Raw genomic sequence first — 19,749 nt, 5'->3', positions numbered from 1 at the left:
ATAGGCACACACTGCAGTGTGACACATTTCCGGGGTGGTTGACTAGTGCCTCATTTATGCTTTCAGCCAAGCCTTCCAACTGGCTAGAATAGCAAAACTTTCTGCCTTGGGGGTTTGGTTATGCCTTTTGTGATGCGGGACGGAAATGGTCAGGTGGCGGCCATCTTCCGGGAGATGGCTGCTGGCGCGGAAGAATATCTTCCGCCGACCCACCCTGCCGTTCAGGGTTTCCTGCAACAACATGCCGGCGGTCAGGTGGCGACGGCCGAGAAGCCGTCAATGGTGCAGTCGGATCTGGACATGATCCGCGTTTATGAGGATCTGACGGATATCCTGCTGACCAAGAATGTCGTGATGCTGACCGATTTCCCGCCGGCAGCCCAAGACAAGCTCATGCGCCGGAAGCGCCTGCGCTCGTCGCTCAGCCCAATCACCGAATTGCTGGATGGTGCCGACGAAGAAGGGCACGAACTGCCCTAGGCACCCGCGTCGCCGCCGGTTTCAGCCGATGTGGTGTTCGACCGAAATGCTGAGGCCGGGAGAATAATAGAGCTTCGTACCGTCTTCAAAGACCCAGTACTGCAGCCCCTTTACCTCGATCCCGCCATCCGTCACGTGTGACTCAGCGATACCGCTTTCGAGCAGACGCAGGTCGGTCACGATGTTCAGGCAAGGATCGTCACCCTCATTGAGGATCACGATCTCGCCGTTTGCATCTGGCAGCAGGTCGGCCAGGTTCAGCGTGAACTGCGCCCCAGCATCCTGGGTCGCAGCATCAGCTCCGACGATATGGTCTTGGTTTGCGTCAATCTCATTCATGGCTGCGCTCATCCCTTTGCGCTGCAAAATTTAAAATACTGCATAAAAGCTAATCGAATCGATTCCATACCGCAATCCCCGCATGGCAAATCGGCAGGCATGCGTTTTGTTAATAAATGACTTTATAAATATCCACTAATATATTGATAATAAATAATAATAATGACCATACATTGCAGTAAACTATTGATTAACCATACCTCTAAAATGTGAGCTTCCGGCGATTTTTAAACAAATGCCCGATGCTGCGAGTTGAATTTCGCCCCCAAACAAGACCATTGTTCTCAATCAATTGGAGGGAATCGGCCGGCTTGAACAAGCAATCTCAGTCAAACGCCCGCCCGGCCGCCCCGACCGAACCTGGTGCTTCACCAGGGCAACCCGCGCCGTCGCCGGAGGCCCGCAGCCGCCGGCACTTTGCGCCCTGGCAGAACCAAGCCTTGCTTGTGGCGATGCTGGTTTCAACATTCGTCGCGATTTTGCATGTCTGGGCCCCCGACTCCCTCGAGCGCATCGAGCGGATGGCGCTCAATTCGCGCTTCCTGCTACGTGGGACGGAGACACCGAGCGGCGACGTCGTGGTTGTTGGATATGATGAGGCGTCCAACAAGGCTCTCGGCCGCTGGCCGATCAGCAGGCGCCTCATTGCCCAGGCCATAGACCTAGTCGCAGCCGATGGCGCCAAGACGATCGCGATGGACTACCTGTTCATCGAACCAGAACGCGACCTGCCCCAAGACGTTCGAACCCGGCTCAGCGACCTTGCCAAGTCTTTACCCGCGGACAGCCCCGGCGCAAATCAAGCCACATCCCTGCTCGCCTCCGATAGCGCCGACCAAGCCCTGGCGCAGGCGATGAAACGGGCCGGAAATGTCCTCCTCCCGTTCTCCTATTCCCCCGACAGCGGCAGCAACGAGACGCCAAACTGGATCGTACCGTGGCACTATGTTCGGACCAAACCAGCCTGCGACGCCACCAACACGATTCAGTTCAGCGACAAGATGCAATCACCCCTGCCTTCGCTTGCAGCGGCAGCTGTCCTCGGGGGTAACGTTAACGTCGACAATGACATCGACGGTTCACCGCGATCAGAATACCTCGCCACCTATTTCGACGACGATTGCTTTCCCTCACTGACCGTCGCTGCTGTGGCTCACTTCCTTGGCGTCGACTGGCAACAAGTCCGCATCGACCTTGGCGCTGCTGTCTCGCTCGGGCCAGATCGACTGATTGAAATGGACCCCGGCAATTCCGTCGTCGTCAATTATTTCGGCGGCGAGAGTGCATTCAAGACGGTTTCCTTTTCGGCCCTCCTGTCCGGTACCGTTGACCCTGCGACGTTCAAGAACAAGCTGGTACTCTTCGGAACCAACTATCAGGGCGGTTCGGATTTCGTCCGTTCGCCCTTCGATAACGAACTCCCAGGCGTCGTTCGCAATGCGGTCATGGCAGAACGCCTGATCCACGGCGGGAACCTGTTTCGCCCGGATTGGAGTGCCGCCGTCAGCCTCGTGGCCGTGTTCCTGCTGGGCGGAATGAGCGCCTACATGGCCCGGCGCTTGCCGACCGGGTTCGGCGTCGCCGGCAATGCCGGGCTGGTATTGGGCTGGTCGGTCGCAACCTATCTCGCGCTTTTTCCCGGCGGTATTTGGATCAACTGGCTTTATCCGGTCCTTTCCGTCGTTCTCAATGCCGGCGTGCAGCGTACCATTCGCAATGTGAGCGACGAACGAGAACGCCGTCGCGCCGAACAAAGCCTGCGCGAAAGCGAGGAGCGATACGCCCTTGCAGCGCGTGGCGCCAATGACGGGCTGTGGGATTGGGACCTCATCAACAACAAGCTGTTCACATCAGCCCGCTGGCAGCAGATGCTGGGCCTGCGCGCCAGCCGCCTCTCTGGGCAGCCTGGCGATTGGTTCGACCGCGTGCACCGCGACGATATCGACATCATGCGTGCTGCCATCGATGCACATCTGAAAGGCAGCTCGACTCATTTCGAACAAGAAATGCGCATGCGGCATGCCGAGGGCAACGATCGGTGGATGGCCATCCGCGGCATGGCCGTGCGGGACGCAACTGGTCGTCCGACGCGATTTGCCGGGTCGATGACCGATATTACGGCGCGCAAGAAGGCGGAACAGGATCTGCTGTTCAATGCCTTCCACTCGCATCTCACCAAGCTGCCGAACCGCACGCTGTTGGTCGAGCGCACCGAACAGGCCTTGCAGCTCTGGGCGAAGGATTCCACATCCGACGTGGTCGTCGCCATTTTGGATATCGACCGCTTCGGGCATTACAATGAGACGCTGGGCCAGAAGGTCGGCGACGATATTCTGATTACCCTCGCGCGCAATCTCGAGGAACGGATACGACCAGAAGACACGCTGGCTCATCTGGGTGAGGACGAATATGCCATCACCCGCTTTATCGCCGGCAATGTCGAAGAGGGTGTCGAAGAACTGATTGTCATGCTGAAAACTGTGCTTGGCCAGCACATGGAGATCGGCGGCCGTCCCATCGAGATCGAAGCATCGATCGGTTATGTCCTTGCCTCCCAATCAGCTGGTGCTGCTGGCGACGAGCTCATGCGCGATGCCAATCTGGCGCTCTATCGCGCAAAGGCCCAGGGTCGCGGCCAGGTGGTGCGCTTCGAGCCCAGCATGCATCAGTCGGCCATGAAGCGCTTCGGCTTGGAAGCAGATATGAAACGGGCCATAACCGCCGGCGATCAGTTCGAATTGTTCTATCAGCCGATCATCGCGTTGGACGACGGGCATCTTCACGGCTTCGAGGCCCTCATCCGGTGGCGCCACCCGGAACGTGGCCTCATCTCACCTGTCGACTTCATTCCACTGGCCGAAGATACCGACATGATCATCGATATCGGCCGCAAATCAATCATGGATGCGGCACGCCAGATTGCCGCCTGGATGCCGGCGGAAGGTGATCCGCCACAGATCGCCGTCAATGTTTCCGGCAAGCAGTTCGCCGCGGTCGGCCTGGTCGATGACATCGAGCGTGCGATTAAAGTTGCCGGCATCCCGCCGCACGCCCTCAAACTGGAGATTACCGAAAGCCTGATCATGGACAATCCGGAGCGCACGAATGAGGTCCTGCGCCGGATCATCGCGCTGGGTTGCAAGGTCTCAATCGATGATTTCGGTACCGGATATTCGAGCCTCAGCCATCTGCACAGATTCCCGTTCCATACGCTGAAGGTCGATCGCTCCTTTGTGATGCGTATCAACGACAGCCGCGAAGGCCTCGAGATCGTCCGCGTCATTTCCAGCCTGGCGCACATCCTGGAACGCGATGTGGTGGCCGAGGGTGTCGAAACCGAGGAACAGGCGACCGAATTGCGGCGACTGGGAATCCAGTTTGGCCAAGGGTACATGTTCGCCAAACCGCTGCCGGCCGGTGAAGCCTCGGTCTTTCTCGCCCGCAATCGCGCCAAATTCCAGCGTTGACAACATCGGTCCACCGCGTCGTCGCATAACTGAAGCGGACGAAAACACGCTCTAAACTGGCCAACTCGACAGCTCAGAGAACATCATGCCGGTTAAGCTTGCGGAAATCATTTTCACCCTGAAAACCTTCGTCGGCGGCATGGCGGCGTTGTTCATTTCGTTCGCGCTGGATTTGGAGCGCCCGACCTGGGCCTTGTTGACGGCCTATATTGTCGCGCAGCCGTTTTCCGGCATGGTTCAATCAAAGGCGCTCTATCGCGTGGCCGGGACGATGGCCGGCGGTGCTTTCGCGGTGCTCAGCCTGGGATCTTTTTCGTCCGAACCGGAGATCCTGATCCTGATACTGGCGAGTTGGCTGGGGATCTGCGTCTACTGTTCCCTCGTCAACAGAACGGCGGCCAGCTATGCGTTCATGTTGGCCGGCTACACGGCGGCGATCATCTGCTTCCCCAGTGTCGAGGCGCCCGGCGCCATCTTTGAAACGGCCATCGCGCGTTGCGAGGAGATCACGCTTGGCATCGCCTGCGCCGTCATCACCAATCAGCTGATCTTTCCCCGGCAATCCGGTAGCGCTCTGCAACAGCGCCTGCAGGTCTGGATGCAGGATGCCGCCAGTTGGTGCGCCGATGTCCTGCGCGCGCGAAACGAGGGCCAGCGGGCGCGCGATCGTGACCGCCTGTTGAGCGACTCTCTTGCCATCAATGCCCTGCGTGAACACGCCATGTTCGACAGCCCTGCCCTGCGCAATGCACAGGCTTGGATCGTGACACTGCAGCGGCGCATGCAAGGTCTGATGGCGGTGCTGGTGTCGATCGAGGATCGGATGACCATGCTCGGGGTCAATCGACCGGATCTGCTGCAACAGATGCAGCCGCTGCTCATGCGGACTGCCGCCTATATCGAGCCTCAGAGGGAAGACGATCCGACCCGCGACGCTCTGCTTGGAGAAATCGAACGCCTGACTACCCCAGACACCAGTGTCGCTCGGGACCCAGACCTTCTGCTGTTCAATACGCTGGTGACTCGCCTCGGCGACCTTATCCGAATTCATGACGAAATGCGGGATCTGATGCGACGTGTGCGCAAAGGCAAGCGCGCGCCCGTCAGTGCCCGCCCGCTTGCCCTTCATGCCGACCATCTGATGGCGGCCTTGGGTGGGGGCGCGGCGGCGCTATCGATCGTCCTCTGCAATACCTTCTGGATATTGACTGCCTGGCCCAGTGGCTCGGGTGCGGTCATTCAAGCAGCCGTCATATGCGCCCTTTTCGCTGCTGCCGATAATCCTTCCGCCCTCGCCCTCAAATTCTTGACCGGCACGGTCATCGGCGTCACCGCTGCTGCAGTCTACGTCCTTGTCGTACTCCCAGCGATCGACGGTGCGCCGCTTCTCCTGGTCGGCGCCTTGGCCATCTTCTACTTGCCGACCGGGATTCTGCTCGGCATGCCTAGTCGCGCGGCCGGTGTCTTGCCGGCCATTCTAGGCTTCACGGCCACGGTCGGCTTGCAGAACAGCGAGAAACTCGCGTTCGCGAGCTTCATCAACGAGGCGATCGCTCTGGTGTTGGGCATCACCGTGGCCTCCAGCATTCTGCGCTTGTTCCGCTCCTTCGGCGCCGATCTCGGCATCCGCCGTCTATTGACGGCGACCAAGCGAGATTTGGCGCTGATCGCTGCCGGGGCACTCGATCGGGAGACTTTTGAGAGCCGCTTGTTCGATCGCCTCAATACCCTTCAGGCGCGACGACAGGCAGGTGTCTCTGCCACCGACCAGTCATTGCGGGGTGCATTGGCTTCGCTCAGGGTCGGATTGAACTTCTACCTCTTGATCGAGGCGGAACCATTCCTGTCCGACGAGGCAAATGAGGCTGCCCGCTTTGCCCGTGCGCAAGCGGCCAAGTTGCTGCGACGGCGCCGCCCGCGGCCTGAAGACCTGCATGCGACAACGTCGGCAATGGCCGATGCCATTGACGTGCTGGGTCGGACGGAAGGTTCACCCATGGCGATGCAGGCGATTTTGGCATTGGGCGGCGCCCGTTTGCTGTTCATGGCCCATGCCGACTACTTCTCAAACATCGAGCGGTCGCCGGTCACGTCGGCACCTTCATTGTCCGGAGCCCTGTCGTAATGATGAAGGAAATGGATATCGCCGGCGTCTTCATCACACCCGTGCTCGGCTGGGCCTTGCTGGCATTGCTGATCAGTTGGATCCTTGCCAGATTTCTGGGCCGCTTTGGCGTCTACCAATGGGTATGGCACCGGCATCTCTTCGATCTCTGCCTCTATGTTGCCGTCTTTGCGACCATCACTTTCTTCGTTTCAAGAACTTAGGTCATCGCCATGCGCGCTCAATTTGCCAAGTTTCTCGTCACATTGGCTTTCGTAGCACTGGCAGTTCCCTGCGGCTGGTATCTTTGGGACTATTACATGGATACCCCCTGGACCCGCGATGCCCGTGTCAGGGCGGATATCATCCAGATTGCACCGGACGTCGCGGGCATGGTCTTGGATGTCGTCGTGGTCGACAATCAGGAGGTCAAAGTGGGGGATCTTCTTTTCACGATCGATAAGGAACGCTATCAGCTGGCACTCAATGAGGCCAACGCCACGCTTGCCAGCCACAAGGCCCAACTCGCCCAGGCCCAACGCGATCTGGCGCGGGTCTCAAAGCTCAGTACCGTTTCCGTTTCGGTGGCCCAGCAGGAGCAGTATCGATCGGCGGTCGACGTCGCTGCCGCCGAGGTCCAGGCCGCCGAGGCCGCCCTCAATACTGCCAAGCTCAATCTGGCTCGAACGGAAATCCATGCTCCCGCCAACGGCTTTGTCACGAATCTTCAATTGCGGCGCGGCAACTACCTCAATGCGGGAACTGCTGCACTTGCTCTAGTCGATCGCGATTCCTTCTATATCTCAGGCTATTTCGAGGAGACGAAACTGCCGCGGATAACTATCGGCGACAGCGTTGAAGTCATGCTCATGGGCGTCACGAAACCGCTGTCCGGCAAGGTTACGGGAATTGCGAGCGGTATTGTCGATCATGAACGCAGTTCCAGCCCAAACCTCCTGGCCAACGTCAATCCGACTTTCACCTGGGTGCGTCTGGCCCAACGGATTCCAGTCAGGATCGACTTTGACTCCGTGCCAGATGGGGTCAAACTGGTGGCCGGACAGACAGCGACGGTGGTCGTGCAGGAGCCGGACGGAAAATGAGCGGATTGCGTCAAAGCATCGAACGCGGAATCGATCAGGGACTGGGCCGGGAGGCAGCCGATCTGGTCATCAAGGACACGCGCTTCCTCAATGTCGTGACCGGCGAGATCGCCAAAGGCGATATCGCAATCTGCGGCGACCGGATCGTCGGCACCTACGAAAGCTATCGCGGCAAGCGCGAGATCGATGGCCGCAAGTTCACGGTCGTGCCGGGCTTCGTGGATTGCCATCTCCATGTCGAATCCAGTCTGGTCGGCCCGGCCGAATTCGATCGCTGCGCGCTGCCGCGCGGCACGACGACAGCCATCTGTGATCCCCACGAAATGTGCAATGTCCTCGGCCAGGACGGGCTCGACTTTTTCCTGCGCAGCGCCGATCAGACAGCCATGGATCTTCGCGTCCAGTTGTCCTCCTGCGTACCTGCGACCCATCTCGAAACGGCCGGCGGGCGCCTGACAGCAGCCGACCTTTTGCCCTATCGAACGCACCCCAAAGTTATCGGTCTGGCCGAGTTCATGAACGCGCCCGGCATTTTCCACAAAGTGCCCGAGGTCATGGACAAGATTGAAGCCTTTTGGGGGCAGCATATCGATGGCCACGCCCCTCTGATGAAGGGGTATGAGCTCAACGCTTATCTTTCCTGTGGCATTCGCAACTGTCATGAGACGACAAGTGCCTCGGAGGCGTGGGAGAAACTTCGCAAAGGGATGCAGGTATTCATCCGCGAGGGCAGCGCATGCAAGGACCTGCATGCGCTGGCCGAAATCATCAGCACCACCACAGCGCCGTTTCTCGGCTTCTGCACCGACGATCGCAATCCGCTCGACATCGCGCATGAAGGGCATATCGACCATCTCGTGCGCGGCGCCATCAAGGCCGGCGCACCGCTCACGGATGTATACCGCCTGGCGTCCTGGTCGGCGGCACGCGGCTTTGGCCTATTCGACCGCGGCCTCATCGCGCCTGGCCAGCGGGCGGATCTTGTCCTGCTAAACGATCTTGAGACATGTGACGTCGCTCAGGTCATTGCCGGCGGGCGCTGGGTCGACGACGCGTTGTTCGACACCCGGGTAATGCCCAAGCCGGTCGGCTATAACTCGATCAAGCTCGGCAAGGTCGATGCCGCGGTCTTTCGCGTACCGGCAATGGGACCGACCGGCCCCGTCATCGGCCTGCGCGAGGGCCAGGTGCTCACCGACTTCCTCGTCCTTGCCCTGCCCTATCGCAATGGCGAGCGATTGGTGGATCTTGCCAATGATGTCATTAAGGTCTGCGTCCTGGAGCGCCACGGTAAAAAAGGCACGGTCGGACGTGGTTTCGTTAAAGGACTGAAGCTCCCGCGTGGTGCCATTGCTTCCTCGATCGGCCATGACAGTCACAACATCTGTGTGGTCGGCGCCGATGATTCCGACATGGCCATCGCCGTCAATCGCCTGATCGATCTGGGCGGCGGGTTCGTCCTCGCGGAAGGGGGAAAGATCCTGGCCGAAATGCCGCTGCCGCTGGCCGGTCTGATGAGCGATAAGGATTTCCGCACCGTCGCACGTGAAATTGAGGCACTTCGTCACGCTGTTCGCGATCTTGGGTGCCCGCTCGCCGAACCGTTCCTGCAGATGGCGTTCCTGCCCCTGCCGGTCATACCGCATCTGAAGATCACGGATCTCGGGCTCGTCGACGTGGATAAGTTCGAGCTGATCGCCGCCTGAATTGGCATGGCCGTTCCGCGATTTCTGGCCCTTGATCGGGTCGGCCAAAGGACCTAGATTTCACACCAACTGGTGAATTCTACGAGGATTATGATGGATTTCCGGCAGGGCTTCGTCGACACAATCGGCAATACGCCGCTCATCAAGCTGAAGAAGGCGTCGGAACTCACCGGCTGTACCATTCTTGGCAAGGCTGAGTTCTTGAATCCCGGCGGTTCCGTCAAAGACCGCGCGGCGCTCGCCATCATTCAGGACGCCGAGGAAAAGGGACAAATTCGCCGCGGTGGTTTGATCGTCGAAGGGACCGCCGGCAATACCGGCATCGGCTTGGCACTGGTCGGCAATGCCCGGGGCTACAAGACCCTCATCATCATTCCCGAGACGCAAAGCCAGGAAAAGAAAGACATGCTGCGCTTGGCCGGCGCCGAGCTGCGGGAAGTGCCGGCACTACCCTACAAAGACCCAGGCAATTATGTCCGCGTCTCTGAAAGCGTCGCCGAGGAATTGAAGGAGAGCAATCCAAACGGCGTCATCTGGGCCAACCAGTTCGACAACGTCGCCAATCGGAAAGGCCATTACCGTACCACGGGTCCCGAGATCTGGAAGCAGACCGAGGGCAAGGTTGATGGTTTCGTTTGCGCTGTCGGCACGGGCGGGACGCTTGCGGGGATTTCCATGTTCCTGAAAGAGCAAAACCCCAACATCAAGATCGGCCTTGCCGACCCGGAAGGCGCCGCGCTCTACAGCTATTTCAAGACCGGCGAATTGAAATCCTCCGGTTCGTCCATTACCGAAGGCATCGGCCAGGGTCGCATTACCAAGAATGTCGACGGAACGCCGGTTGATTTCCCCTTTCAGATTCCCGATGCCGAAGCCCTGCCGATTGTCTTCGACCTGTTGCGCGAAGAAGGCCTGTGCCTGGGTGGTTCCAGCGGCATCAACGTCGCTGGCGCCATCCGGTTGGCGAAGGAACTTGGACCGGGCCATACGATCGTGACGATATTGTGCGACTTCGGCACGCGCTATCAGTCGAAGCTGTTCAATCCGGCGTTTTTGCTCTCAAAAGGCTTGCCGACCCCCGGTTGGCTCTAGTTGTAACACATCCCTCCCCCCACTATGATCGGCGCCAAGCAACCAGAAGCGTCGATCGGGATGGAAGAGCTATTTCGTCAGGACTCCTACCTCAGGAGCTGTGAAGCCGTCGTGACGATGAGCGGGCCGGAAGGCATCGCTCTCGATCGCACCGTTTTTTATCCCACCGGCGGTGGTCAGCCCGGCGACATCGGCCGGCTGACTTTGGGCGATGGCAACAGCATAGACATCATCGATACCCGCAAAGGCGCGGCACCGGGCGACATCCTCCACATCCCTGCCGAAGCAAGTGCCCTCCCCGAAATCGGCGACAGGATAACAGCCGCGATCGATTGGGAGCGGCGACACCGGCTGATGCGCATGCATACCTGCCTGCACCTCCTGTGCTCGCTCGTCAAAGGCGACGTGACCGGCGGGCAGATCAGCGACGGCAAAGGCCGTCTCGATTTCAATCTGCCGCCGGAGACCACCCTCGACAAGGTCACGCTGACCGACGCCCTCAACGCCGTGATCGCCGGCGGTCATGATGTCGTACCGCGCTGGATTACCGACGACGAGTTGGCGGCAAGACCTGAATTGGTGCGCACGATGTCGGTGAAACCGCCGAGTGGGCAAGGCAAAGTCCGCCTGCTCGACATTGCCGGCATTGACCTGCAGCCCTGCGGCGGCACACACGTGCGTAATACGTCTGAAATCGGCCCGGTCGAAATCGTCAAGATCGAGAGCAAGGGCAAGATGAACAAGCGCGTCAACATCGCCTTCAAGTAAGCACGGATCCGCTCATGACCAGCCCCTACGCCAATCCGCAATTCCTGGTGTCGACCGAATGGCTGCACGCCAACCTCAACCAGCCGGATCTGCGCATCGTTGACGCGACATACTATCTGCCGATGCAGAACAAGAATGCACGCGCCGAGTATGACGCGCGGCATCTTCCGGGCGCGGTGTTCTTCGATATCGACGATATCGCGGACAAGGACACGACCTTGCCCCATATGCTGCCTTCGCCTGAGAAGTTTGCCTCACGCGTGCGAAGGCTCGGGATCGGCGACGGCAACCGCATCGTTGTCTATGACGGCACCGGCATGATGAGTGCGGCGCGCGTCTGGTGGATGTTTCGCATTTTCGGCGCGAAGGAAGTGGCAATCCTCGATGGCGGCCTGCCGAAATGGCTTTCTGAAGGCCGGCCTGTCGATGACAACCAACCCAGCCCACGGGAGCGACATTTCAGCGCCAGGCTCGACAACACGCAGGTGCGCTCGAAAGCACAGATGCTGGCCAATATCGACAGCCGGCGCGAACAGGCATTGGACGCGCGCGCCAGCGGCCGTTTCAACGCGACAGAGCCCGAGCTATGGCCGGGCCGGCGCTCCGGCCACATTCCTGGCGCCAAGAACCTGCCCTATACCCAATTGCTGAAACCGGATCAGACCTTCCACGATGCAGATACGCTAAAGGCCAAGTTCGAGGCCGCGGGCATCGATCTCAAGAAGCCGGTCATCACGTCCTGCGGTTCTGGAATCACCGCCTGCGTGCTGGCTTTGGGCCTTGGCTTGATCGGCCATCGGGATGTGGCCGTCTATGACGGCTCCTGGGCAGAATGGGGCCTGCCAGGCGATACGCCGGTCGCTTCTTAAGCGCTATTTGTTGACGTGGCTGACGTCTGCTTGCGCCAATATTTCGATATTGGCGCCCGGCACGATGATTCCGGCAATGAACGTGGCCCGAACCGGATAGGGCGCGTTGAAGAACTTGGCATAGGCCGCGTTCATGCCTTGAAAATGCTCTTCGCCACTCAGGAACACCTGTACCTGGACGACGTCATCCATGGTAGCGCCGGCGGCCTCAACCGATTGCTTGAGATTGCGTAGCGTTTGCTCGGTCTGCGCCTCTATCCCGCCATCGACGATCGAGCCGTCGCCCCGCGATGGAATGCTGCAGACATAGAGTGTTCCGTTGGCAACAGCGGCCAGTTCGACCGGCGACTTGCCGCGCGGAAGGCCGGTGTCGATGACTTTTCGCATGGGATGAATCCTAAATCAGACCAGATCGCGCTTGATCACTTCGCGCCAGTTTCGGCTGGCGAAACGCTCGTTGTTCTCAAAGGCATCAAGCTCCGCCGTCATGATGAAATCATCAGCGGTCGACGTCATGCGGCACGTCACGTCGATGCGAATGTCCCAGCCCGGGCGGGACTGAATGTAACGCTGCTTGCAGATGTATGAGGCGCAGAGCGGGTCATTGGGGGCGATCCGCAACTCGCGCCTGATGTTGTGCAAGACCTCGGTTCCGATATCATCAAAGCGCTGGCGACCTTCGCCGAAGACGCCCTCGCCGTCCGTCACATAGGTGATGGCACCCTTGACCAGATCGAGTGTCACCTCACGCGTAACATTTCCGGCCGGCGTCACCTGCGTCATTGGCGTCGCTGGACCTGCGGCCGGTTTACCGAACGGCTCGCTTCCATCCGTCGATTGCGGACGGCGATGTGGCAGTGACAGCCGACTGGCGCCGGCGATGATGCCCAAGGTGACAACCTCCGGCGTCGGCCAGATCAACGGCCAATAGGCGCTGGTCAATGAGATCCGAATCCGGTGACCGGCCGCGAAACGGTGCCCACACGCACTCAACGCCAATTTCAGGCGATAGCGCTTGCCGGGTTCCAGGGGCGTCGGACTGGCATGGCTGTCGCGATGCGTCAGGTTGATCACCTGATAACTCACGCGCAGTGATTTGCCGTCGGGCGCCACGTCGCACAAGCGGGCGCAAAGCTGGGCCACCGGCTTGTTGCTGGTGAATTCCAGATCGAGTTCCGGCGCACCAAGGACCTGGATCGCTTCCTTGAGCGGTTCGGTATCGAATACCAGGGCACCTACGTCATCCAGCCGTTGATCCGCCGGCAATTCGCCGATGCACCCAGCACCCATCCATTCGCCGCTTGCCAGCCCGACATGTTGCGGCGTGCAGAGCCTCAAGCTTTCCTCGCTGCCGGCAATGGAACCAAGCCCATCCGCGTTGAGATAGAGCACCTCGGGTGCAATCCCAGCCGACGGATAGACCGCTTCGGCCACCCAGTGACCGGGATGCGTCGTCCGCGTCGTTTCGGGCGCCGTGTAATCCTGCATCCACGCGCGCAGCATCGGCCCCTTCTCGGCACCGTTCTGCTCACCCTTTAACCACCGGTCCCACCAGGCAACCGCATCCTGCAGGAAGCCGATGGCCGGCCCCGGCGTACCATCTTGCGGATAGATATGAGCCCAGGGTCCAATGACGCCTTTGCGCGGCACCTTGAGGTGCTGCAGCATGCGCGGCACCGCATTTGTATAGGAATCGACCCAGCCGCCGATCAGATAGACCGGCACCTCGATCGCATCCCAATCCTCGCAAACCGATCCGTGCTGCCAATAGGCGTCGCGGCGCTGATGCTTCAGCCACAGGGCGGGCCAGAAGGGCATGTTTTCCAGCCGCTCCCGCCACTGGTCGCGCCAACCAGCACCAACCAGCTCGGGATCTGCCGGCCGGCCTTGATAGGCCAGCATGATGGTGCCCCACCACAGATTGTCATTGAGCAGACATCCGCCCATGTAATGGATGTCGTCGGCATAGCGATCGTCGGTCGAACAAACCGACAGCACGGCCTTCAGGGCCTTTGGCCGCCGCGCAGCAACCTGCAGGCAGTTGAAGCCGCCCCACGACTTGCCCATCATCCCAATGTTGCCGTCGCACCATTTCTGCGACGCCATCCAGTCGATGACCTCAAGCGCGTCGTCCTGCTCCTGCTTCAGGTACTCGTCCCACAGCAGGCCGTCGCTTTCGCCGGAACCACGCATGTCGACGCGCAGCGCCGCATAGCCATGACCCGCAAAATAGGAATGCATCGGCTCGTCGCGCGCACGCGTTCCGTCACGCTTGCGATAGGGGATGTACTCAAGGACCGCAGGCACGGGTTTACCCTGGGCCGATTCAGGCAACCACAGGCGGGCGGCCAATCGGCAGCCGTCCTTCAGCGTGATCCAAAAATGCTCGGTGACGTCAACTTTCTGCGGTAACTCAACGGCTTCGGCCATTAGAAAAAGCTCACTTAGCTTTGGCCTGCCGTTTCTGCAGCAAGTTGGTCAACCAGTCCGGATCCATTTCCGGCACGGAAGACAGCAGCAACTCGGTATAGGCCGGATATGGGGGCGACAACACCTTGGTCTTCAGGCCCTGTTGTACCACCTTGCCCTGGTTCATGACCACAATCTCATCAGCGATGGCGCGGACCGTCGCGATGTCATGCGTGATGAAAAGATAGGAAATGCCAAATTCCGCCTGCAATCGCAGCAGCAGCTTGAGGATTTCCTCCTGAACGATCTGATCCAGCGCCGAGGTAACCTCGTCACAAATGATGAGATCTGGCTTGGCGGCCAATGCGCGGGCTATGCAGACGCGCTGCTTTTGTCCACCCGACAATTCGCCCGGCAGACGATCCATATAGCTGTCATCGAGCTCGATCATCTTGAGGAGCTCTGAGATGCGCAACTCCAGCTGCTTGCCCCGCAGCCCGTGATAGAATGTCAGCGGCCGACCGATGATATCGTAGACCCGGTGGCGCGGATTGAGCGCGGTATCGGGGCTTTGATAGATCATCTGGATGCGGCGCAGGCTCTCCTTGTCACGCTGCGGTAGCGCCGGCGGCAGAGCCGCGCCATTGAACTTCACCACCCCTTTGCTCGGCGGCAACAAGCCCGTGACGACCCGCGCCAAAGTCGATTTGCCGGAACCGGATTCACCCACGACGGCAACGGTTCGGCCACGCGGCACAGTCACGGAAACGTCGTCGAGAATCTTGACCGCGTTGCCATAGGCAGCATCGATATGGTCGACCTGCAGGATCAGATCGTCGGTACTCGATTCCTGCTTGGCCAGCTTGCGGACCGCCCAAAGCGATTTGGTGTAGACTTCCTTCGGCTCCGCCAGCATGTCGCGCGTCGGCGCTTCCTCGACCAGCTTGCCATGCCGCAGCACCATGATGCGGTGCGCCATCTGCGCCACCACAGCGAGATCATGGGTGATGTAAATCGCCGCCGTATTGAACTCTTCCACGATGGACCGGATCGACGCCAGGACTTCGACCTGGGTCGTGACGTCGAGCGCCGTGGTCGGCTCGTCAAATATGATGAGATCCGGGCGACAGGTCATCGCCATCGCGGTCATGACGCGCTGCAGCTGACCGCCGGACACTTGATGTGGATAGCGCATGCCGATGGTCGTCGGATTGGGCAAGCGCAGGCGGCCGTAGAGGTCCTGGGCATCGGCGATGGACTCAGCCACGCCACGCACACCATGCTGCGTCTCGGTCTCGATCGTTTGATCAATCAGGCGATGGGCGGGATTGAAAGCGGCCGCTGCGCTTTGTGCCACATAGGAAATGCGCGAGCCGCGCAGTTTGCGCCGTTCTTCTTCCGATGCCTTCAAAAGATCGATGCCGTCGAACATGACCGAACCGCCGTTGAAGCGGCAGCCGGGCCTGGCAAACCCCATTGCGGCAATGCCCAGCGTCGATTTGCCGGCGCCGGATTCGCCGATCAGCCCCAACACCTCGCCGCGACGCAGGGTCAAATCGACGCCTTTGACGATCTGATGCCAGACGTCGTCGCTTTCGCCCTCGATCATGATGCCGCGCATCTCGAGGAGGATTTCCCCCTTCGCGCGCGCCGGCCGACTCATATTTTCATTGGCCATCGCGCAACCCGCTCGTCTTGTTGAGGAACCAATCGACAATGAAGTTGATCGCAACCGTCAGCAGCGCAATGGCGCCGGCGGGCAACAGCGGCGTGATATCGCCATAGGTGATGAGCGTGGCATTCTCGCGCACCATCAACCCCCAATCCGCGGTTGGCGGCTGCAGGCCAAGACCCAGGAACGACAGCGCGCTGATCGTGAGGAATACGAAGCAATAGCGCAGGCCGAACTCGGTCACCAATGGCGGCATGATGTTCGGCACGATTTCGCGGAACACAACCCAACTGATCTTCTCGCCGCGCAGCTTGGCCGCCTCGACGAAATCGAGTGCCACCACATTCATGGCGACGGCGCGCGTCAGGCGGAAGACGCGGGTCGCGTCGACAATGCCGATGACAAGGATGATGTTTGTCGCCGTCGGCTGCTTGAAGATGGAAAGCACCATCAGCGCGAAGATAAGGCTGGGAATTGCCATGACGGCGTCGACGATGCGGCTGATAATCTGATCGAACCAGCCCTTGAGCAACGCACTTAGAATGCCAAGCAGGCCGCCGGAAAAGAACGCCAGCAGCGTCGCGGCGAATGCGATACCCATGGAATTTCGCGCGGCAAAGATCATGCGGGTCAGCATGTCGCGCCCGAGCTGATCGGTGCCCAGGTAATATGGCGCCTCCCAGGGCAGGAAGGCGTCGGCAAGAACCTCCGCCTCCTTGAACGGGGCAAGCAACGGCGCGAACACGGCCAGCAGGATATAGATCGTCACCACGATCATGCCGAACCACGCCGTCAGCGGTGCCTTGCGCAACTCACGCAATGCGGAAGCGACCTTGGATCGCCGCGCCTTTGGAACCTTCTTGTCCATCACAGCTTCAGCCATGCATCAACTCCTTGATCCGCTGGCCCGCATCAGCGCGGATGCAGCAGGCGCGGATTGGTCGCGATCGAGATGATGTCGGCGACCAGGTTCAAACCGATATAGGTGACGGCAAAGATGAGCGCACAAGCCTGCACGACCGGCATGTCGCGGGTTCGCACGGCATCGACCATCAACTGACCGATGCCGGGATAGGTGAAGACCGTTTCCACGACGACGACGCCAACGATGAGATAGGCAAGATTGAAGGCAATGACGTTGACGATCGGCGCCCAGGCATTGGGCAGGGCGTGACGCAGGATCACACGCGATTTGCTGATGCCCTTGAGGCGCGCCATTTCGATATAGGGGCTGGCCAGCAGGTTGATGATCGCCGCACGAGTCATGCGCATCATGTAGGCGACGATGACGAGCGTCAGGGTCAGCGACGGCAGGACGCATTTGTAGATCCGAACGAAGAATTCGGTGTCGGCATCGACCGACGCCAGGCCCGGAAACATGCGGAACTTCACGGCAAAAAACAGCATCAAGATGTAGGCCATGAAGAATTCCGGCATCGAGATGGTCGTCAACGTCACCGAATTCACCACTCTATCGAAAAGCGAATTTCGATGTAACGCCGCAAGAATACCCAATCCCAACGCCAACGGGACGGCAATACAGGCGGTCATCAGCGCCAGGAACAACGTATTGGCGAGGCGCGGCATGATGATCTCCGCTACCGTGCGCGTGTAACCGACCCGGCTGGTATAGGACTTGCCAAAGTCGCCCTGAACGGCACCGACGATCCAATTGCCGTAGCGGACATAGGCTGGTTTATCGAGACCGATCTCCTTCTGGAAGGCTTCGACCGTTTCAGGCGTTGCGGACTGGCCGAGGATGGCCTTGGCAAAATCGCCGGGGAGCAACAGCACCATTACGAAGATGACGATCGAGACGATGAAGAGCGTCAGCGCTCCAAGTCCCAACCGGTGCAGAATTGTGCGTGTAATCGGATGCATCGCGCCCCGCTGCCGATGGCAGCGCCCCTCTGCTCAAGCATTCCCCAAGATCGGCGAAGCCGTCTTTCGAAAAGAAGAATGGAGCCGGGACCGCAGAGGCCCCGGCTCCAATTCCACTTAGACGTGGATTAAGCCATCCACCAGCGCGAGCAGATCTTCATGCCGTCGACGTCCCAGTTCGACAGCAGATCGCCGTGCGCCACGGCCTTCGAGTTAGCCGAGACGAAGTTGTTGAAGACGATGTTGATCAGGCCACCATCGTCATGCACCAACTGCTGCATTTCGGCATATTGCTTGGCGCGGATGTCGGAATTGGTTTCCGAACGGGCCGCGACGAGCAACTCGTTGAAGCGCGGGTTCTTCCAGAACGTGTCGTTCCAGGGGGCATCCGCGGCATAGGCCTGGGTGAACATCCAGTCGCAAGTCGGACGGCCGTTCCAGTACGAGGCGCAGAACGGCTTCTTCAGCCAGACCGCGTCCCAATAGCTGTCAGCCGCTTCCTGGATGACGTTGATGTTGATCCCGGCCTTGGCCGCCGTTTCCTTGAACAGGGTGGCGGCGTCGACCGCACCGGTGAAGGCCGCGTCGGAGACGGAGAGGTCGACCGTGAGGCCTTCCTTGCCCGCCTTCTTCAACAGTTCCTTGACCAGGTCCGGATTGAAGGTGTGGATCGGCTCCGGGTTGATCGCGTATTGGACGCTCGGTGCAATCGGATTGTCGTTACCCGGGCTGGCGTAACCATGGAACACCTTCTTGGCGATTTCTTCGCGGTCGATGGCGTTCTTCAGAGCGTTGCGGACGTCGGGATTATCGAACGGCGCAACCTGTGTGTTCATAACGAAGATGTAGTGGCCATAGCCGGTCACTTCATTGACGGCAACGTCCGGGTTCTTCTTCAGGAGGTTGACGGTCTTCGGATCGCAACGATCCATGAAGTGGATCTCGCCCGAGGCCAATGCATTGGTACGCGCGGCGACGTCGGCGATGACCTTGATTTCGACGTCATCGAAATAGGCTTTGCCGTAGAAGCCGTCGTAGCGCTTCAGCTTGGCGCCGATGCCGGGCTCGAATTTCTCGATCGAATACGGGCCGGTGCTGATGCCGGACTGCCAATCGACAGTGCCGTCGGCCTTCATCGGCATCGTCTTCAGGTGATAGTCACTGACATAGAACGGGAAGTCGGCATTGCCGCCCTTCAGCGTGAAGACAATGGTGTCACCGTCGGCCTTGATGTCCTCGATCGTGTCGACGACGGACTTGGCGGCCGACTTCGAATCCGGACCCATGTGATGCTTATAGGAAGCGATCACATCTTCGGGCGTGACCGTCTTGCCGTTGTGGAACGTGACACCTTTGCGCAGCTTGAACGCCCACTTCTTGGCGCCTTCCGACGGCTCGAAGCTCTCGGCGAGATCGCCGACGATGTTACCGGCCGGGTCCATTTCCGTGAGGCTGTTGCCAGAGGCGCCCCAGCCGACCGTACCAGTCATCTGATCAGGATAGGTCGCCGGATCCAACGAATCCGTCGTGGCGCCATGGCCCAAGCCGATCTTGAAGGTGCCACCCTTCTTCGGCTCCTGCGCGTAGCCGGCACGGCTCAAAACACCGGTGGCCAACGCGGTCGATACACCTAGCGCCGCAGCGCGGCGCATGAAATCACGCCGCGAGACACGCTTGGCAAAAGCGGCCTGCTGCAACTCTTCCCATTGATTCATTCTTGTCTCTCCCTAACGGCCGAACCGACCGACCCCATGCCGAGCGGCGGCAAACCCTGTTGAAATGGGCCTGAACTCACACGGTGCAGGCTCCGTTGCTTTCTTCTAGTTAAGACATCATGTGAGCGCTGCCGCAAGAAATCT

Annotated in this window: 16 protein-coding genes; 9 read left to right on the top strand and 7 right to left on the bottom strand. The window is 59.7% G+C overall.

Translation table 11 applies throughout. The annotated features are described in order from the left end of the window. Window positions 1-153: 153 nt before the first annotated feature. The gene (locus SMD31_RS19675) at window positions 154-480 is read left to right on the top strand and encodes a hypothetical protein (RefSeq protein ID WP_320502645.1); all 327 of its coding nucleotides are present in this window, start codon (window positions 154-156) and stop codon (window positions 478-480) included. A 21-nt stretch (window positions 481-501) separates the two neighbouring features. On the opposite strand, the gene SMD31_RS19670 is transcribed toward SMD31_RS19675, so the two are convergent. Beyond that, complete coding sequence (locus SMD31_RS19670) at window positions 502-819, bottom strand: hypothetical protein (RefSeq protein WP_320502644.1); 318 nt, start codon at window positions 817-819, stop codon at window positions 502-504. Window positions 820-1,271: 452 nt separating this feature from the next. On the opposite strand from SMD31_RS19670, the gene SMD31_RS19665 reads away from it, so the two are divergent. The 8 genes from SMD31_RS19665 (at window position 1,272) to sseA (ending at window position 11,928) form a co-directional block, all read left to right on the top strand. Next, on the top strand, window positions 1,272-4,286 hold the full coding sequence (locus SMD31_RS19665) for an EAL domain-containing protein (protein ID WP_320502643.1): 3,015 nt from the start codon (window positions 1,272-1,274) through the stop codon (window positions 4,284-4,286). An 85-nt stretch (window positions 4,287-4,371) separates the two neighbouring features. Next, entirely contained in the window at window positions 4,372-6,411 is a 2,040-nt protein-coding gene (locus SMD31_RS19660; protein ID WP_320502642.1) for an FUSC family protein, read from the top strand. Beyond that, window positions 6,411-6,614, top strand: a complete 204-nt coding sequence (locus SMD31_RS19655) for a DUF1656 domain-containing protein (RefSeq protein WP_320502641.1) — start codon at window positions 6,411-6,413, stop codon at window positions 6,612-6,614. The genes SMD31_RS19660 and SMD31_RS19655 overlap by 1 nt, the downstream gene beginning before the upstream one ends. 9 nt (window positions 6,615-6,623) lie before the next feature. Beyond that, window positions 6,624-7,493 (top strand): HlyD family secretion protein, encoded by an 870-nt coding sequence (locus tag SMD31_RS19650; RefSeq protein ID WP_320502640.1) that lies wholly within the window; start codon window positions 6,624-6,626, stop codon window positions 7,491-7,493. Further along, window positions 7,490-9,199 carry an adenine deaminase gene (ade, locus tag SMD31_RS19645; RefSeq protein WP_320502639.1) on the top strand — a complete coding sequence of 570 codons (1,710 nt, stop codon included), beginning with the start codon at window positions 7,490-7,492 and terminating at the stop codon, window positions 9,197-9,199. The genes SMD31_RS19650 and ade overlap by 4 nt, the downstream gene beginning before the upstream one ends. Before the next feature lie 93 nt (window positions 9,200-9,292). After that, entirely contained in the window at window positions 9,293-10,291 is a 999-nt protein-coding gene (locus tag SMD31_RS19640) for a cysteine synthase A (RefSeq protein WP_320502879.1), read from the top strand. Window positions 10,292-10,315: 24 nt separating this feature from the next. Continuing rightward, window positions 10,316-11,059: an alanyl-tRNA editing protein gene (locus SMD31_RS19635; protein ID WP_320502638.1), complete on the top strand. Its 744-nt coding sequence runs from the start codon at window positions 10,316-10,318 to the stop codon at window positions 11,057-11,059. A gap of 14 nt (window positions 11,060-11,073) precedes the next feature. Further along, window positions 11,074-11,928: a 3-mercaptopyruvate sulfurtransferase gene (gene sseA / locus SMD31_RS19630; RefSeq protein WP_320502637.1), complete on the top strand. Its 855-nt coding sequence runs from the start codon at window positions 11,074-11,076 to the stop codon at window positions 11,926-11,928. A gap of 3 nt (window positions 11,929-11,931) precedes the next feature. Here sseA and SMD31_RS19625 read toward each other — a convergent pair whose 3' ends face one another. From SMD31_RS19625 to SMD31_RS19600, 6 genes are all read right to left on the bottom strand, one after another. Continuing rightward, a complete protein-coding gene (locus SMD31_RS19625) occupies window positions 11,932-12,315 on the bottom strand; it encodes a RidA family protein (RefSeq protein WP_320502636.1) in 384 nt (127 codons plus the stop codon). A 15-nt stretch (window positions 12,316-12,330) separates the two neighbouring features. Further along, window positions 12,331-14,358, bottom strand: coding sequence for a CocE/NonD family hydrolase (locus SMD31_RS19620; RefSeq protein ID WP_320502635.1), 2,028 nt, complete (start codon window positions 14,356-14,358; stop codon window positions 12,331-12,333). Between the two features lie 10 nt (window positions 14,359-14,368). After that, entirely contained in the window at window positions 14,369-16,015 is a 1,647-nt protein-coding gene (locus tag SMD31_RS19615) for an ABC transporter ATP-binding protein (protein ID WP_320502634.1), read from the bottom strand. Continuing rightward, window positions 16,005-16,892, bottom strand: coding sequence for an ABC transporter permease (locus SMD31_RS19610; protein ID WP_320502633.1), 888 nt, complete (start codon window positions 16,890-16,892; stop codon window positions 16,005-16,007). The genes SMD31_RS19615 and SMD31_RS19610 overlap by 11 nt, the downstream gene beginning before the upstream one ends. Before the next feature lie 29 nt (window positions 16,893-16,921). Next, on the bottom strand, window positions 16,922-17,890 hold the full coding sequence (locus SMD31_RS19605) for an ABC transporter permease (protein ID WP_320502632.1): 969 nt from the start codon (window positions 17,888-17,890) through the stop codon (window positions 16,922-16,924). Between the two features lie 128 nt (window positions 17,891-18,018). Next, a complete protein-coding gene (locus SMD31_RS19600; RefSeq protein ID WP_320502631.1) occupies window positions 18,019-19,605 on the bottom strand; it encodes an ABC transporter substrate-binding protein in 1,587 nt (528 codons plus the stop codon). Between the last annotated feature and the right edge of the window lie 144 nt (window positions 19,606-19,749).

Origin of the sequence: Dongia rigui (assembly GCF_034044635.1) — a bacterium.
Taxonomy (GTDB): Bacteria; Pseudomonadota; Alphaproteobacteria; order Dongiales; family Dongiaceae; genus Dongia; species Dongia rigui.
Note: the sequence above shows the minus strand (reverse complement) of the source record. Positions and strands in the feature narration are given on the sequence as shown.